Origin of the sequence: Thiorhodospira sibirica ATCC 700588 (assembly GCF_000227725.2) — a bacterium.
Lineage (GTDB): Bacteria > Pseudomonadota > Gammaproteobacteria > Ectothiorhodospirales > Ectothiorhodospiraceae > Thiorhodospira > Thiorhodospira sibirica.
The window spans coordinates 2,839,261-2,855,089 of record NZ_MU255056.1; the positions used below are offsets into that span (position 1 = coordinate 2,839,261).

14 protein-coding genes are annotated in these 15,829 nt (G+C 57.0%); 9 read left to right on the forward strand and 5 right to left on the reverse strand.

What is annotated here, in order from left to right; translation table 11 throughout:
• The first annotated feature begins 81 nt into the window (after positions 1 to 81).
• The 6 genes from infB to THISIDRAFT_RS13145 all read left to right on the forward strand — a co-directional run bounded on the left by infB (position 82) and on the right by THISIDRAFT_RS13145 (position 6,860).
• A complete protein-coding gene (gene infB / locus THISIDRAFT_RS13120) occupies positions 82 to 2,904 on the forward strand; it encodes a translation initiation factor IF-2 (protein WP_006787487.1) in 2,823 nt (940 codons plus the stop codon).
• Between the two features lie 11 nt (positions 2,905 to 2,915).
• Positions 2,916 to 3,323 (forward strand): 30S ribosome-binding factor RbfA, encoded by a 408-nt coding sequence (rbfA, locus tag THISIDRAFT_RS13125; protein WP_006787488.1) that lies wholly within the window; start codon positions 2,916 to 2,918, stop codon positions 3,321 to 3,323.
• A 9-nt stretch (positions 3,324 to 3,332) separates the two neighbouring features.
• Positions 3,333 to 4,256, forward strand: coding sequence for a tRNA pseudouridine(55) synthase TruB (gene truB, locus THISIDRAFT_RS13130; protein ID WP_006787489.1), 924 nt, complete (start codon positions 3,333 to 3,335; stop codon positions 4,254 to 4,256).
• A gap of 106 nt (positions 4,257 to 4,362) precedes the next feature.
• Complete coding sequence (locus THISIDRAFT_RS13135; RefSeq protein WP_006787490.1) at positions 4,363 to 5,571, forward strand: TraB/GumN family protein; 1,209 nt, start codon at positions 4,363 to 4,365, stop codon at positions 5,569 to 5,571.
• 11 nt (positions 5,572 to 5,582) lie between these two features.
• Positions 5,583 to 5,966 carry a Co2+/Mg2+ efflux protein ApaG gene (gene apaG, locus THISIDRAFT_RS13140; protein WP_006787491.1) on the forward strand — a complete coding sequence of 128 codons (384 nt, stop codon included), beginning with the start codon at positions 5,583 to 5,585 and terminating at the stop codon, positions 5,964 to 5,966.
• Positions 5,967 to 5,999: 33 nt separating this feature from the next.
• Positions 6,000 to 6,860, forward strand: coding sequence for a symmetrical bis(5'-nucleosyl)-tetraphosphatase (locus THISIDRAFT_RS13145; RefSeq protein ID WP_006787492.1), 861 nt, complete (start codon positions 6,000 to 6,002; stop codon positions 6,858 to 6,860).
• A gap of 25 nt (positions 6,861 to 6,885) precedes the next feature.
• Here the strand turns inward: THISIDRAFT_RS13145 and THISIDRAFT_RS13150 are convergent, their stop codons facing one another.
• The 3 genes from THISIDRAFT_RS13150 to THISIDRAFT_RS13160 all read right to left on the reverse strand — a co-directional run bounded on the left by THISIDRAFT_RS13150 (position 6,886) and on the right by THISIDRAFT_RS13160 (position 10,442).
• Complete coding sequence (locus tag THISIDRAFT_RS13150; RefSeq protein ID WP_006787493.1) at positions 6,886 to 7,797, reverse strand: HpcH/HpaI aldolase/citrate lyase family protein; 912 nt, start codon at positions 7,795 to 7,797, stop codon at positions 6,886 to 6,888.
• A 277-nt stretch (positions 7,798 to 8,074) separates the two neighbouring features.
• The gene (locus THISIDRAFT_RS13155; protein ID WP_006788574.1) at positions 8,075 to 9,205 is read right to left on the reverse strand and encodes a cysteine protease StiP family protein; all 1,131 of its coding nucleotides are present in this window, start codon (positions 9,203 to 9,205) and stop codon (positions 8,075 to 8,077) included.
• Between the two features lie 67 nt (positions 9,206 to 9,272).
• Positions 9,273 to 10,442 (reverse strand): phosphoribosyltransferase domain-containing protein, encoded by a 1,170-nt coding sequence (locus THISIDRAFT_RS13160; protein ID WP_006788575.1) that lies wholly within the window; start codon positions 10,440 to 10,442, stop codon positions 9,273 to 9,275.
• A gap of 50 nt (positions 10,443 to 10,492) precedes the next feature.
• On the opposite strand from THISIDRAFT_RS13160, the gene THISIDRAFT_RS15075 reads away from it, so the two are divergent.
• Positions 10,493 to 10,615, forward strand: coding sequence for a hypothetical protein (locus THISIDRAFT_RS15075; RefSeq protein WP_256439205.1), 123 nt, complete (start codon positions 10,493 to 10,495; stop codon positions 10,613 to 10,615).
• 275 nt (positions 10,616 to 10,890) lie between these two features.
• The gene (locus tag THISIDRAFT_RS13165; protein ID WP_006788577.1) at positions 10,891 to 12,006 is read left to right on the forward strand and encodes a TRAP transporter substrate-binding protein; all 1,116 of its coding nucleotides are present in this window, start codon (positions 10,891 to 10,893) and stop codon (positions 12,004 to 12,006) included.
• Between the two features lie 80 nt (positions 12,007 to 12,086).
• On the opposite strand, the gene THISIDRAFT_RS13170 is transcribed toward THISIDRAFT_RS13165, so the two are convergent.
• Positions 12,087 to 13,604 (reverse strand): methyl-accepting chemotaxis protein, encoded by a 1,518-nt coding sequence (locus THISIDRAFT_RS13170; RefSeq protein ID WP_159098541.1) that lies wholly within the window; start codon positions 13,602 to 13,604, stop codon positions 12,087 to 12,089.
• A gap of 78 nt (positions 13,605 to 13,682) precedes the next feature.
• Complete coding sequence (locus tag THISIDRAFT_RS13175) at positions 13,683 to 14,594, reverse strand: substrate-binding domain-containing protein (protein WP_139064089.1); 912 nt, start codon at positions 14,592 to 14,594, stop codon at positions 13,683 to 13,685.
• Between the two features lie 461 nt (positions 14,595 to 15,055).
• Between THISIDRAFT_RS13175 and THISIDRAFT_RS13180 the strand changes: the two genes are divergently transcribed.
• Positions 15,056 to 15,793, forward strand: a complete 738-nt coding sequence (locus tag THISIDRAFT_RS13180) for a sulfite exporter TauE/SafE family protein (RefSeq protein WP_006788581.1) — start codon at positions 15,056 to 15,058, stop codon at positions 15,791 to 15,793.
• Positions 15,794 to 15,829: the final 36 nt, after the last annotated feature.

A 15,829-nucleotide genomic window follows, 5' to 3' on the forward strand; every position in this document is an offset into this window, starting at 1 on the left:
GTTATCAGTTTAACCAGCAGGTTGACTGTTTGATGGTATGTTAATTGGGTGCAGGATCAGAGTTGCACCGGAGGTGACGGTATGACCGATGTAACGGTAAAACAATTATCCGAGGTGGTAGGTACGCCGGTGGAAAAGCTTATAGAACAGCTGGGTGAAGCGGGTGTGCCCGTCTCCGGCCCCGGTCAGACAGTCACCGAAGAGCAAAAACTGAAATTGCTTGACTATTTGCGCAAGACGCACGGCAAGGAAGTGGCCGAGGCCTCGGCCCGGCGCATTACCCTGCGGCGCAAGAGCACCTCAGAGATCAAGATCACCAATCCGCAGGGGCGTCCCAAGACGGTGAGTGTGGAGGTGCGCAAGCGGCGGACCTATGTCAAGCGTGAGGGTGAGGCGCAAGTGGTGCCAACCCCACCGCCGAGTCGGGCGGCCGAGGTTGCCCGTCAGGTGGAAGAGGAGGCGGCCCGCCGCGCAGAAGAAGCGCGTAAGGCACAGGAAGCACCCAAGAAAGCCGAGCCTGTCATTGCATCGCCCGAGACAGCGGTGGTCACGCCTGAGCAACCCCCGAGCAGCGCAGCGGCAGAATCAACACCACCAGCACCGCCAGCCCCTGAAGCGCAGGCGATTCCCCCTATTGAAACCAGCACAGCAGAAGCAAGCACGGCGAATGCACCACCAGCAGCACACGGTAACCAGCGCGAGGCATCGGGTAAATTGGTAGAACAGGCACGCACAAAAGAACACACTCCCGGCAATAAACCCGCAGGACAGCAGCGCAACAAACCGGCTGGCGAGCGCCGGAGTGGTCCTGCTGGAGCCGGGGCCCGCAAGCCCGCTGAGGGCAGCAGCGCAGGCGGACAGGCCGAAAAGCGCCGCGAACCCAACAAACCCGCAGGCAGTAGCGGCACAGATCCGCGCAAACGTCCCGCCGCTGCCGGTATCGCCCCCGCTGCTGCGCCCGCGACCAGCGCTGCGGCGGCTGCCGGTAAACGGCGGCGTCCGGGCAGTAAAAATAAAGAGGCCCTCAACGAAAGCCGCCAGCGGCGCGAGGAGTTGCAAGCCAGCAATGATCGGCGCGGACGGCGCGGAAAAGGCGGGCGCACGCAACAGGCCGTGGCCAAGCATGGCTTTGAACGCCCCACCGCGCCCGTGGTGCGTGAGGTGGCCTTGCCAGAAACTATTACCGTCGGCGAATTGGCCCAGAAGATGGCGGTGAAAGCCCCCGAGGTCATCAAGACTTTGATGGGGATGGGGGTGATGGCGACGATCAACCAGCCGATTGATCAGGATACCGCGACGCTGGTGGTCGAGGAGATGGGCCATGTCGCCAAAGCGGTGCAGGTGAATGATCTTGAAGATGAGCTTTCGCTGGCGGTTGCGCAACAAGGGGCCGCGATTTTGCGCCCCCCGGTGGTCACTGTTATGGGGCATGTGGATCATGGCAAGACCTCCTTGCTCGATTACATCCGCTCCACGCAAGTGGCTTCCAAAGAGGCTGGCGGGATCACCCAGCATATCGGGGCCTATCATGTCAGCACCTCACGCGGTGGCGTCACCTTTCTGGACACCCCCGGCCATGCGGCTTTTACCTCGATGCGCGCCCGTGGCGCCAAGGTCACTGACGTAGTGGTATTGGTGGTGGCCGCTGATGACGGCGTGATGCCGCAAACCATTGAGGCCATTCAACATGCCAAGGCCGCAGAGGTGCCCCTGGTGGTCGCGGTCAATAAAATCGACAAGCCCCATGCCGATCCTGACCGGGTGAAAAATGAGCTGGCACAGCACAATGTGATTCCTGAGGAATGGGGCGGCGATACCCAGTTTTTATATGTCTCGGCGAAAACCGGCGAGGGCATTGAGGGCCTGCTAGAAGCTATCAGCCTGCAGTCTGAGCTGATGGAACTCACCGCCCCCAGCGAAGGTCATGCCCAAGGGGTGGTGATTGAATCCCAGCTGGACAAGGGACGCGGCCCGGTCGCGACCATTTTGGTACAAAGCGGCACTTTGCATCGTGGCGATGTGGTGTTGACCGGGCAGGAATATGGCCGGGTGCGGGCGATGTTTGACGAAAACGGCAAGGCCATCAAATCTGCCGGCCCGTCCATTCCGGTGGTGGTGCTGGGGCTGTCTGGCGTTCCCAATGCCGGCGATGATGTGCTGGTCTTGCAGGATGAGCGCAAGGCGCGGGAAGTGGCCTTGTTCCGTCAGGGCAAATACCGCGAGACCAAGCTGGCCACGCAACAGGCCGCCAAGCTGGAAAACATCTTCAGCCAGATGCAGGAAGGGGGCGCGGCCTCGGTCAATATCCTGCTCAAGACCGACGTGCAAGGCAGTGCTGAGGCGCTGCGTGATTCTCTGGAAAAACTTTCCACCGATGAGGTCAAGGTCAAGATCATTGCCGCCGGGGTGGGGGGGATTACCGAATCGGATGTCAATCTGGCCAAGGCCTCCACGGCCATCATCATTGGCTTTAATGTGCGTGCCGACGCCGCTGCGCGCAAGACCGTCGCTGAGGAAGGCGTCGATCTGCGCTATTACAGCGTGATTTACGAGGCCATTGATGATGTCAAACAGGCGCTTTCCGGTCTGCTCTCGCCAGAGATGCGCGAAGAGATCATCGGGCTGGCACAGGTGCGTGATGTCTTTAAGTCTTCGCAATTTGGGGCGGTGGCCGGCTGTCTGGTCATTGAAGGCACGGTCAAGCGCGGTAATCCGATTCGCGTGCTGCGCAATAACGTGGTGATCTATGAGGGTGAACTTGAATCGCTGCGCCGCTTCAAAGATGATGTGAACGAAGTGCGCAACGGTACCGAGTGCGGTATTGCGGTGAAAAATTACAACGATGTCAAATCTGGCGACCAAATCGAGGTCTATCAGCGCTTCGAGGTTGCCCGCAGCCTGTAGGAGCTCGCCACATGCCTAGAGATTATGCGCGTACCGACCGGGTCGGTGACCAGATTCAGCGCGAGCTGGCTGAACTGCTGCGCCATGAGGTCAATGACCCGGGGATCGGCATGATCACCCTGGCCGGGGTTGAGGTATCGCGTGATTTTGCCTATGCCAAGGTCTATTTTTCGGTGCTGGGGGATGACACCCAGATCAAGGCCAGTCAAGCCGCACTGCAACGGGCCAGCAGTTTTTTGCGCCGCGAGCTGGGGCGGCGCATACGCCTGCGTACCATCCCGCAGCTGCGCTTTGTCTATGACGATACACAGCTGCGCGGGGCCAAGATCTCGGCCTTGATTGATCAGGCCATTGCCGAGGATCGGGCAAAGCACACCCCGGATGACCCACCCGATGGCGAAACGCCGTCTGAGCGCTGAGCACAGACCGTGAACAGCCCAGCGTCCAAACCCGTGCGTCGAGATGTGCATGGCATCGTCTTGCTGGATAAACCGGCGGGGTATTCCTCCAATCAGGCCCTGCAACGGGTCAAACGCCTGTTTCGGGCGCGCAAGGCCGGCCATACGGGTAGCCTTGATCCACTGGCGACGGGGGTGTTGCCCATCTGTCTGGGCGAGGCCACTAAGGTATCGGGCTATCTGCTGGATGCCGATAAATACTATCAGGCGGTTTGTCGCCTGGGTGAGGCCACCACCACCGGGGATGCCGAGGGCGAGGTGATTGCCCGCTACCCCCTGCCGGCGCTGGAGCCTGCACACGTTGCCCAGGTTTTTGCCGGGCTACATGGCCCACTGGAACAGATTCCGCCCATGTATTCCGCGCTCAAACACCAAGGCCAGCGGCTTTATACCCTGGCGCGTGCAGGACGCGAGGTGGAGCGTGCGCCCCGGTGCGTGCAGATTCATGCCTTAACGCTGGAATCTTTGCAGGGTCCGATGTTGAGCTTTAGCGTGCATTGCTCAAAAGGAACCTATGTGCGCACCCTCGCCGAGGAGATCGGCGCCCGTCTGGGCTGTGGCAGCGCACATTTGACCGCCTTGCGTCGAACCGGCCTGGGACAGCTGGCGCAGCACACCCTGTACACCCTGGAGGCGCTCACCGCCTTGGCTGAACATGACGATGCCGCCCTGCTGGCAAGCTTGACACCGATGGATGCGGCCTTGAGTCACTGGCCACAGATTATGCTGGATCAGGCCAGCGCGCATTTTGTGCGCCAAGGGCAGGCGGTGTTTGTGCCCAATGCGCCCACCCACGGCGATTTACGCCTATACGATGCGGCGCAGCGTTTCATCGGGCTGGGACAGGTTCTGGAGGATGGGCGTATCGCCCCCAAACGCCTGCTGCAAAGCTGATGGAGCATTGCGACAACGCATCCCATACCGTTAAGCCCGATGCACATGATCGCCCTTAGCCAGCCGTATCCACCACAACCCCTTATCTTCGCTCACGAGTGCTTCTATGGATTCAGCTTCCACCCCCCAGACCACCGAACCACACTTTAGCCTCACGCTGCATGATACGCAGATCACGGTATTGGGCACGGCGCACGTTTCCAAAACCTCCGCCGAGGTGGTGCAGCAGATGCTCGATAGCGGCGCGTATGACGCAGTGGCCGTAGAACTGTGCCCCAGCCGCCATCAATCGCTGGTCAAACCCGATGACATGGCGCGCATGGATCTGTTTCAGATTCTGCGCGAGGGCAAGGTCACTATGATTGCTGCCAGTCTGGCATTGGGGGCCTATCAGCAGCGTCTGGCCGAGCAATTCGGGATTGAGCCGGGGGCAGAGATGCGCATGGCCTTACAAGGCGCTCGCGAACATCAATTGCCCGTGTTATTGATCGACCGCGAACTGGGAACTACCCTCAAGCGCAGTTATCGCAATGTGCCCTGGTGGAAACGCTTTAATCTGTTTGCCGGTCTGATGGCCAGCCTGGTGAGTCGGGAAAAAATCAGCGAAAGCGAAATCGAGGCACTCAAGCAAGGCGATATGCTGGAGACCACCTTTGCCCAGTTTGCCGATGACTCCCGCGAATTATATGAGCCGTTGATTGCCGAGCGTGACCGCTATATGGCAGCGCGCCTGCAAAGTATTGCCCGTGACGGCGACTATCGCCATATTCTGGCGGTGGTCGGGGCTGGCCATCTGCAAGGCATTGAGGCACATCTGCGCACCCCCTCCAGCGCCCCGGTCGAGGTGATTCGCGATATGGAACAGGTGCCCCCCCCGGCCCGCTGGCCCAAATTCGTGCCGTGGGTCATTGTCGCCTTGATTCTCACCGGCTTTGCCATTGGCTTTAGTCGCAATCCCGAGCTGGGCATGAGCCTGGTGTTGATGTGGATTTATATCAATGGCGGTCTGGCAGCCTTGGGCGCCATCATTGCCCGCGCCCATCCCGGTACCGTGCTGGCCGCCGCCCTGGCCGCACCGCTGACCTCGCTCAATCCCACCATTGGCGTGGGCATGGTGGCCGCTGCCGTAGAAATCTATCTGCGCAAGCCCAATGTCGGCGATTTTTCCAATCTGCGACGCGACACCATGCGACTGCGTGGCTGGTGGAATAATCGTGTTTCACGCGTATTTGTGGTATTTATGCTCACAACCCTGGGTTCAGCCATCGGCACCTACACCGCAGGCTTTACCATTTTTGAGCGCCTGATGAATTAAAGGAGTACACCATGGACACAGACAAACCGCATGATATTCGTATCCAGGTACAAAGCTTTTTTGTCGAGGCACAATCAGACCCCGAACAAGCGCAATATGTCTTTGCCTACACCGTGACCATCCGCAACGAAGGCAAGGTGGCCGCCCGCCTGTTACGGCGCCACTGGATCATCAACGACGCCAATGGCCAGGTGCGCGAGGTGCATGGCGAAGGCGTGGTCGGTGAACAGCCTTACTTGCGCCCCGGCGAAGGCTTTCGCTATACCAGCGGGGCGATGATTGAAACCCCGGTGGCCACCATGCAAGGCAGCTACGAATGGATCGACGACACGGGCCAAACCTTCAAAGCCCCCATCCCCCGTTTTACCCTCTCGATCCCACGGGTGCTGCACTGACTGCAAGCACCCCCCGTCAACCCCTTATTTTTTATGGCCACTTACGCAATCGGCGACCTGCAAGGCTGTCTTGACCCGCTCAAGCAACTGCTTGAGCACATCGCCTTTGATCCCGCGCACGACCAACTGTGGTTTGTCGGCGATCTCGTCAATCGCGGCCCGCAATCGCTGGAAACCCTGCGCTTTGTCCGTGGCCTGGGAGATCGTGCCGTCACCGTGCTGGGTAACCATGACCTGCACCTGCTGGCGATTCACGCCGGCGTCCATCGCGCCCGCCCCAAAGACACCGTGCAAAGCATCCTGCAAGCGCCAGATCGTGAAGAACTCATGCAATGGCTCCAGCAGCGTCCCTTATTGCACCATGACCCCGCGCTGGACTGGGTCATGATTCATGCCGGTCTGCCGCCGCAATGGGACCTGCTCACCGCCAAGGCGGCGGCCCAGGAATTTTGCACCACCCTGCAAGGGCCGCAGCAGCGTTTGCTGCTGGAGCGCATGTACGGTGACAGTCCGCGCCGCTGGCATTCTCGGCTGTCGTATTGGCAGCGCCTGCGCTTTACCAGCAACTGCCTGACCCGGCTGCGCTACTGCACCCGCAACGGCCATCTGGATATGCACCACAAAGGCCCGCCCGGTACCCAACCCACCCGACTGGTGCCGTGGTTTGCGGCCCCGCAGCGCGCTCATCACAACCTGCGCATCGTCTTTGGACACTGGTCAACCCTGGGCTATTACCAGGATCACAACGCCCGCCTGATCGGCCTGGACACCGGCTGCGTATGGGGCGGCAAGCTCACCGCTGTGCGCTTAGACGGCCCTGCACCGCAGCGTATCCAGATCAACTGCCCGGCGCAGCAAACCCCCGGCAACCCCGCCGCCACCCTCCAGAACTAGGGTTAGTTAATGGCCAGTATTGAGATCAGGCCGCTACCGAATTCGCTGTATCGCTTTGTTGCAAGCCAAAGCATGATGCGGTCTTGTGGATGTTTTGTGCCCAATTTCGATGAGTGGAGGCTTCGCACATCGCATCATGCATTCGGAATACCGCCGGGGCGTCATCACGCAGGATATGCTCGGCCATCTCCATATCCGCCGCATGTACGCGGTAGCAGGCATGAATCCATGGCACCTGATCAGGGTGGATTGCGGTTTTACCGACCAAACCATGTGCCAGGTCGTCTTCGACTTCACGCTGCAGAGTCACAATATCACTCAGGTACTCAAAGACCGGGGCACTGAGGTTAAAGCCGCTGGGCTTGAAGATTGTCACCAAGCGCGCAATCACCGGGCCCAAGGGAGTCTGGTACAAGGTGCGGCCCCGAGGCCGACGCATCCCCAGAATCGACAGCAGATCGTTGCCACCGATGCGCAGCGCCAGCACGCGCTCCTGCACGCCGTCTTTTTCCAAGGCACGACGCAGCGCCATCATCTCCTGTTCTTCAAACACCTCGCGGGTTTCGAGCGTGGGCATCAGCAGGTGTCCACTGCCATGCAGCAGATGCAGGTACTCAGACAGCACGCTACGGGTCACTTTGGGCAGCACGAAGCCATCCAGTTCCTCAATGCCAGGCAGGCACAGCAACTGGCGCATCACGTCCGGATTACGCACCCGGACAAAGCGCATTTGCTGTGTTGTGCGGCGCAGCGCCGCCAGGGGGACACGCAGGTTCTCAACGGCAGCACTCAGGTCGCGCTCATTCACCGAGTCTTCGGTACAGAAGATGATCGAGCGCACCTGTGTGAGTTTTTCGCCGCGCACGACCTCCAGCAGATCGCCGCGTGTGGCAGGCATGTAAAGGCTGGCACCCAGTTCATTGGCATCACGCGTCACAAACACTGCTCCTAAAAACCTAAACAAAGTTGCTTATGCGATTTTTAGGCACTTCGCTCTCCGTTGATAGCGCCCCCGAAGGGCGAGCAACTGGAGTCCTGGTTGAGCAGTCCCAACCGAATGGCCGGTCAACACCGGCAACATGGGCGGTTTCAGCCGTCGAAACCCAGCTTGCGCCATAAAAGTGGCCTCGGCGTTCATCCTGAACAGAGAACAACTTTGCGATTCGACTTCGACCCCGACCATGGAACGCGAAACCTTCGCGCTTGTAGATAACCTATCTACAGTAGGGAATTTTGATGAAGAATGAAGAAAAAATCAAGAACTGTTTTTTGCTCCTGATAATGGAAACTGCGTTGTAGGGTAGGGAGGGTGTCATTTCGACGGGCACCCCTTTGTCAGCGGCCAATGCCAACAGATGGGCAACCTTGCGATCATGCGTATTGCGTACAATCACGCACTGCGGCATGCGGCGCAATAACACCCGTGTCGCCTCGCCAATGCCGGGCTTGATGAGGTTTGCATCGGAGATGCCATAGTGCGCCATGGCAGCCTTCATATAGGCCTGCGAAATCGCCACCTGGGCTTCGCGGCTTCGCACCGGCACACTGGAGATGCCCTCACGTTCAAAAATCGCCATGGCCGCAGCCACCACATCATCGACAAACCACCGGGACAGGTCCTCAGCGGCGAACTCGCTAAAGAAAACACAGCCGTGATAATCCTTTGGGCCAATGGCCTCATTGAGGATGGAGCGGCTCAACAGTCCGCTGATGGTGGCGTTGAGAATACTAGATGAAATCAGATAATCGTGGCTAGAGGCTGCCTGCGCAGCGGTTCCCGCCAGATCGGTCAAGACATTCAGCCCAGGGGCGATGGCGGTATGCGCCTGCTGGTTGTATGCCTGAATGGCGCTGGTCAGCGTCTGGCTGATAACCCCTTTGCCCGTCCAGCCATCGACAAAGGCCATTGACTCGGGCCGATGGCCTCTGGAGAGGATTTCATTCAGCGCCACTGTATCAATGCCTCGGTCACGGATGATCGAGATTGAGTAGTGCGCCGCGTTGATGCCATACAGCCGGGAGAGCAAGTGGCGCACAATCACGCCGATGGGTGTACCCGCCCGTGCCAGAGAAACAAGGGTCAGGTCTGCGCCATATCGGTGATAGAGCAGGTAGGCAAGCTTTAGACAGTCGCCCGCCAGCTGCTCGCGGTTATCTTGGTGTGCCTGGTGAAAAAGTGCGAGATAGTGCCTGGAAGGCAGCGTCTCCGGCGAGAGCATCTCACTGTAATGTCGCGCACCTGACTGGATGAGCGATTCCTTGAGTGCAAGGTCGCTCATGTACTCAATCTGGATGGGTTTGAGCAAAAACTCAACATCATCGGGGCGATAGGAACCGCTAAACATCACACCCTCCCCCACGACTGACTGATTGGGCTGCCCCTAAGATTAAAACAGTGTGCCATCGAAATCACTAAACAGGAATTTCTTCCGCCTCATCATGTGCCTGAAAGTGAATCAGACGCGCCTGAAGGCGCTGCGCCAACTGCCTAAGGTGCGCATTGGGCGGGGTTTCGTGGCAAATCAAGACGCGAGCATACTGCCCTGGATGAACGTTATAGATGAAATTGGGGATATCCTCGCCGTAAGGGTCGGGCACCGGCAAAATATGGCGAACAGCGCCCCATTTGAGGATCGGTGAGCGGGTCGTGGACTGTACGCGCACATCTACACCGCATGCCTCAAGCGCCTGACCAAGCACGAAGGCCGTGTGCATAAATTCACCCGTACCCAACACCAAGGTGCCGCCCTCGATGGACTCACCCGCTAGACGCTCAACCAGTGCCCGCGGCAAGGACACGCAGGCATCGCGTCCCAAACGACCGTAACCGGTATCATCAAGCCATACCTCCGCACCCACGGCGCATTGGGCCGCGCTGGGGACGCAAAACGATGCAAGAGAATCCGAAGGCCTGTACGCAAAGCGCCACGCACCGCGCAGCAGCGCTCCGATGGAACACGCACAGCCCATGCGCTCAGCGAGCACTGCCCGACACTCCCTGCCGGTGAAATCAGCGATTGTCGCCAGATGCACCTGAGTCAGTACGGGCATGACGGCGCGCAGGCGCTCGACCAGATTGATAAAGGTATTGCCGGTGCTCAACTCATCATCCATCAGCACCACCTGGCGAGCCGCTTGCAGCAGCGCCATCGTCTCGGCGCGTGGCGGCAGGTGCAAAAACAGCCGGGGCGCATGACTGTGGGATTCTTCAAATAACAGACACTTTGCACCCTGAATGCGGTAGCGGGTTGTCTGCAAGTACAGCGCCGCCTGCCCAGGATGCGCCCTGATCCAGGCCTCAAACACGCCCTGCCCAAGCCCGGTCGCGGTTTCTGCCATGCCGATGAACACCACCGGCGCATGACTATGCGGCACGCTTGCCGCCAGCCTTTGGTGTACCCCGGCCATCGCACTGGGACGCGACGGATAGTGCTTGCCAAGGACTTTACTGAGAAACAAAAACGCCCGTTTGGGATTCGCCCGGGCGGCAAAGTCCATCAGCTCGGTGTACGTCGAGTCGCTGTGCTCAAGCCGCAGGTGCAAGGTGCCGGTTGGCAGATCAACGAGAATCGTGTTTTGCATCTTATTAACCCGGCAATCAAATAGCTACGCATTGTGCGATGATGTGTTGCATGAAAAAAGATAATGCCAGAACCCCGCACCTAGCGGTTGCCACTGGCTATGCCAAGAACGCGGCTTTGTTCCTGGCGGTGGCTCAGATCCGCTGTATGGCGATCCGGGTGAGGATTTTGTGACGACACAATTTAGCACAGCATAAAAGTGTGGCAGCATCTTCCAGACGCTGCTCTAAAAAAGCGACGGCTGCCGGCTTGCGCCGCGTACTTTTCGGCAGGCAGGGAAGCCGCCGCTACTTCATGCGGAACGGGTGCTCCGCGCTCCCAGGGTGGTGGTCCTGGAGGTAAAAGGATGGCGTCCTGGGTGTGGCCTTCGTATACTGATCACGGCAGAAAATGCCGAATAATCAAGCGCAATGTGCGCGTTATATACGAAAATTGAACGGAGTTGAGCGATGGCGATGAATCGACGTAATTTTCTGAAAGCAGGTTCGGTGGCGGCAGGGGCCGGGGTGTTGGCGGCACCGGCGATTGTCACGGCGCGGGAGACCTTTAACTGGCGGATGACAACCACCTGGCCACCAGGGTTGCCGTTTTTTCAGACCGGGCCGGGCAGTGCCACAGATTTTGCCCGACGCGTGGAGGAGATGTCGGACCGGCGTATCCGCATTCGGGTGTATGCTGCCGGGGAGTTGATTCCAGCCTTTGAGGGCTTTGATGCGGTATCCAGCGGGCGTCAGGTGCAGCTTAATCATGGCTGTGCCTATTACTGGTCGGGCAAATCCTTTGCCGCGCAGTATTTCACCACGGTGCCCTTTGGTATGACCTTTCAGGGGTATAACGCCTGGATGAATGAAGGGGGTGGTTATGCCCTGTGGGAGGAGGTTTACCGGCCTTTTAATCTGGTGCCGCTGCTGGTGGGCTGTACCGGGGTGCAGCCGGTAGGGTGGTTCCGCCGTCCGGTGGAAAGTCTGAAGGATTTGCAGGGTTTAAATATTCGCATTCCGGGGCTGGCCGGGGATGTATATAACGCCGTTGGGGCGAATGCGCGTCTGTTACCGGGTAGTGAGGTGTTTGCAGCGCTGGAGCGCGGTGCCATTGATGCGGCGGAATGGGTCGGGCCGTATGCCGACCGCGAGCTGGGCCTGCATCGGGCGGCGAAATATTATTATTCCAGCGGCTGGCATGAGCCTTCCACCAGTACCGAGGTGATTGTCAATCGTGCGGCCTGGGAATCCCTGCCCAAGGATTTGCAGGCGATCATGCGCAATGCAGCCGCAGCCTGTAATATCACTTCTCATGCCTGGCTGGAAGGACGCAACAGCGAGGCACTCGATGATCTGATCAATAACCATAAGGTGATTTTCCAGCCGTTGCCAGATGATATTATCCGGGCGCTGTTTGAGGCGACCCGCGACATTCTCAATAGCAAAGCAAAGGAAGACCCGCTGGTGAAAAAGGTCAACGACAGTTTCTGGCAGTTCAAGGTCAAGCATGACCGCTGGCAGGCGAACAGCGAAACCGCCTTCCAGACGCAGATCCGCGATCTGGGTCAGCAGATGCTGGCTTAAGCAAGCTAATGATTACTCGTGGGGCTTGGCGCTTGCAAAGCCCCATCTGAACGTTACCGCTTTGTTCGGGGTATTTTCAGTTACGCGGCTTTGAACTGGCGGATTTCGGTTTTGATTTCTTCGGCAAGTTTTGCCAGTTCAGTAGCGCTGTCATGTATATGTTTGCTGCTGCAGCCTATTTCGCTGGCAGCGGTGTCAACCTGGCTAATATTTACGGCCATATCCTGTGATGCTGCGGCTGTTTTAGCGGTTTTTTGATTGGCATCACTGACGGTAAAAGCGATTTGAGCGACATGGCGGGCGAGATTTTGGGTCACGCTGGTTTGTTCTTCGATGGCGGAGGCGATGTCTATGACCAGGTGATTCATTTCGGTCATAATCTGCGTGATGGTACTGATGTCGGTCGTTGCCTGTTCGACAAAGTCTTGTACGCTGTGGATTTTTTGCTTGATATCATCGGTTGCATGTGCTGTTTGCGTAGCGAGTTGTTTGACTTCCTTGGCCACAACGGCAAAGCCTTTGCCAGCATCGCCTGCATTTGCCGCCTCGATGGTTGCGTTTAGCGCCAGCAGATTGGTCTGTGAGGAAATGCGGGTAATCGTGTCAGTGACTTCCCCAATCTCTGCGGCGGCTTGCGAAAGTTTTTCCATCAGGGCGCTCATTGCCGTTGTCCGGTTACCGGCATCTTGCGTAATCTGGCGGGCTTTGTCTGTATTCAGCGCCACCGCGCCAATGGTGGCACTGATTTGCTCTGTGGCAGTGGCGGCGGATTGAAGGTTGGCATTTGCGTGTTCCATGCCCTTGGCAACCTCCTGTGTATCTGCGCTGGATTGTTTGGCTGTGCTGGCTACGCTTGCAGTGTGTTCTGACATAGCGTGCAGGTGATCGGTGGTTTGCGCACTGACTGTGGATAATTCTGTCGCCGCAGTGGCCAGGGTGTCTGCGTTATGGGTTAATCGGGTAATCAGGCTTTGCAAGTGGGCAACCACTTGATTGAATGAATGCATCATCTCAGTGATTTCGTCACGGTTTTTTATAGGCAGCCGCAAGGTCAGATCACCGGCGGTAATCGCTTTTAGCACTGTCCTTGATGCCTTGATTGGTCGAATGGAAGAAGTTATCGAAAACCATTGCAATAAAAGCACGACAATCACTAATCCGGAAAAGATAAAAATCAGCTGGTTGATGCGGTCTGTCATCTGTTGCTGGGTATCCTCCAGCTGCGTTTTGACGGTGTGCATATCGCCCTGTATGCGGACAAAGATTTTATCAATTTCTACAAGGCGCTGGCGTGCTTCGAGAGTGCGATTTTCCAAAAACAATGAAGTCACGGACACTAATCTGGTAAAATATTCAAGATAGGCCTGTTGCAAGTGAGCCGTGGATTTTGGATATGCTTTTGAAAGCTGCTCAAATTGTTCAAACAAGTCTACAGAAGTTCGCGCAGCGGTAATGGCATAGTTTTCGTCACGGGTGAGAATACCGCTTTGCACATCACGATAGATTGCGTTAATGGCCTCTTCAATGGAGTAAAAATGACGCTGTTCTGTGCTGATGCGAGAAATTTCTACATTCAAGGCATGATGTAGATACGCCATAAAGAAAAAAATCATCAGCGTTAGCGCAAAGAATGGCGTTAAGATCTTTTTTTGTAGAGTGAGTTTCATGAAGTTATCTCATTGCACAGGAATAAATCCAAATTCAGTGACTAACTGCTGGCCATGCGATGAGAGGGCCTGTTGAATTAATGCGGTAATGGCAGGGGTTGGGCTTTTGTAGACTAAATTGAGCTGTCGCTGAATGGGATAGATGCCTGAGCTCACTGCTTGCACATTAGGCATTTGGTCCTCTAAAGGCAGGACACGCACCGGCATTCCCGCATCAATCATGGCATAGGCGCTACCCATCGAAACATAGCCGATAGCACCTGGTAAACCACCCACCAGGGTTAGACTTTCCAGATTTGAGCCGATGTCGATGGCCTGTTGACTAATGCGAGGATGAGAGGAAGAGCCGCGTTGCGGGTGGCGAAGCCCGCTGTAATCTTCAAATAAATCCAGGGTTGCGCGTCCGATTTCTTTGTTGATTAAAACAACAGCCTGATCCCAGTCACAGAGGCTTTGCCAATGACTGATGCGTCCGGAATACAGTTCTTGAAGTATTTCGCGGTTTATGCCTGGCAATGGATTTTGCGCATTGACAATAAAAACCAGGCTATCTAAACCGATGGTGACATGAGTCAATGCGGCCTGTTCGTCTGTGGTTAATGCGCGGGATACCATGCCCACATGGGCGTGTTCTTCCATGACCTGACGTATGCCCGCCCCGCTTCCTCCTGCAGTTATTTGCAAGGCTTGCCCGGTGTGTGCTTGATAGGCTGGGGCGAGGTGCTCCAATATTGGTTGCAAGGTTGAGGCGCCTGCAATCACTAAGGGGTCAAGGTTTTCTTGTGCCCCGGCGGTGGATACCCAGAGACTGCTCGTACTATAACAGGCTGACAGAAAAAGTAAAATCAGAAACACCAGGCGTGGGCGTTCAAATGTGAACGTCATAAGACATTTAACCCCATTATCAATGATTTTACGCAATTTAAATAAAATTAAAATAAAATCAATTTTTTAATTGCGTAATAAAATAGATGCAATATGAACATGCAAACCCAGCCAAACGGTCTTATCTGGATACCGTGCAGCACGTATTCATAATTATGAGCACATGGGTGAGTTGCGTACCATCAGTGGCGCGCTCCGATGCAAGCGAAAGCAAAGCCTTATGCGAGGAGGCAGTATATCGCATGTTTTTTGCTACATCGCTGCAATGTGTCACACGGCGGCTTTAAACAGGCATGGCACGCCGTTGCATCGGCATCATTGGCAAATCGCAAGGGGTGACGTGGGCCTGGCCAAGTGGCGGCATCATTAGGATTAGATGCACACAACGCGGCCAGCGTTTAAACTATCCGCTTTTTTAGTCCGGCCCTAAGGGCTAGACCACATCCGTTATTCATCTCCCTCCTTAAAATTGTTTCAGGATCATCGCCTTGGATATCATGCTGGTGTGTGCGGCGGCCTTTGTTGCCGGGATGCTTAATGCCTTAGCGGGGGGGGGGAGTTTTTTGACCCTACCGGCGCTGGTGTGGGTGGGGGTGCCGCCGGTGATGGCGAATGCGACGGGGACGGCAGCGCTGTTGCCCGGTTATCTGGCCAGTGCCTGGGCCTTGCGTGATCAGATGCGCTCCTCGGCGGGGGTGTCTGTGTGGTTATTGGTGGTGTTGGGGCTAGTGGGCGGGGTGTTAGGCGCGGGTCTGTTGCTGCTGACCTCCAATGAGGCCTTTCGCGGTATTGTGCCGTGGCTGTTGTTATTTGCGACGGTGTTGTTTGCCAGTGGCCCGTGGATTCAGCGGCGTCTGAGCCAGCATACGCAGCACCGGGCAAATCCTTCGCTGGCCGGGGCGGGCGTGGTGGGGGTGAGTGCCTACGGAGGGTATTTCAACGGCGGGATGGGGATCATCATCCTGGCTCTGTTGCGCCTGTTAGGGGTGAGCAATCTGTTGCAGGCCAATGCCTTGAAAAACCTGCTGTCTGCAGTGTTGACCCTGATTGCGGTGCTGATTTATCTGCTGGGCGGTCTGGTGGAGGGCTATTTTGTGTGGTTCATGGCGGTGGCAGCCACCGTGGGCGGCCTGTTGGGGGCCAAGGTGGGACGTATCCTGTCGCCGGTGTTATTGCGTAACCTCATTATTGTGATCGGTGCGCTCACTACTCTGGCATTTTTTCTAAAGCACTAAGCCCGGTGCGGTGTGTCTGGTGGTTGCGCGAGACGC

Excerpts from the sequence above, each read along its gene's own strand:
- infB (WP_006787487.1), top strand. The coding sequence starts at position 82 with ATGACCGATGTAACGGTAAAACAATTATCCGAGGTGGTAGGTACGCCG.
- rbfA (WP_006787488.1), top strand. The coding sequence starts at position 2,916 with ATGCCTAGAGATTATGCGCGTACCGACCGGGTCGGTGACCAGATTCAG.
- THISIDRAFT_RS13135 (WP_006787490.1), top strand. The coding sequence starts at position 4,363 with ATGGATTCAGCTTCCACCCCCCAGACCACCGAACCACACTTTAGCCTC.
- apaG (WP_006787491.1), top strand. The coding sequence starts at position 5,583 with ATGGACACAGACAAACCGCATGATATTCGTATCCAGGTACAAAGCTTT.
- THISIDRAFT_RS13145 (WP_006787492.1), top strand. The coding sequence starts at position 6,000 with ATGGCCACTTACGCAATCGGCGACCTGCAAGGCTGTCTTGACCCGCTC.
- THISIDRAFT_RS13155 (WP_006788574.1), bottom strand. The coding sequence starts at position 9,205 with ATGTTTAGCGGTTCCTATCGCCCCGATGATGTTGAGTTTTTGCTCAAA.
- THISIDRAFT_RS13160 (WP_006788575.1), bottom strand. The coding sequence starts at position 10,442 with ATGCAAAACACGATTCTCGTTGATCTGCCAACCGGCACCTTGCACCTG.
- THISIDRAFT_RS15075 (WP_256439205.1), top strand. The coding sequence starts at position 10,493 with ATGAAAAAAGATAATGCCAGAACCCCGCACCTAGCGGTTGCCACTGGC.
- THISIDRAFT_RS13165 (WP_006788577.1), top strand. The coding sequence starts at position 10,891 with ATGGCGATGAATCGACGTAATTTTCTGAAAGCAGGTTCGGTGGCGGCA.
- THISIDRAFT_RS13170 (WP_159098541.1), bottom strand. The coding sequence starts at position 13,604 with ATGGCGTATCTACATCATGCCTTGAATGTAGAAATTTCTCGCATCAGC.
- THISIDRAFT_RS13180 (WP_006788581.1), top strand. The coding sequence starts at position 15,056 with ATGCTGGTGTGTGCGGCGGCCTTTGTTGCCGGGATGCTTAATGCCTTA.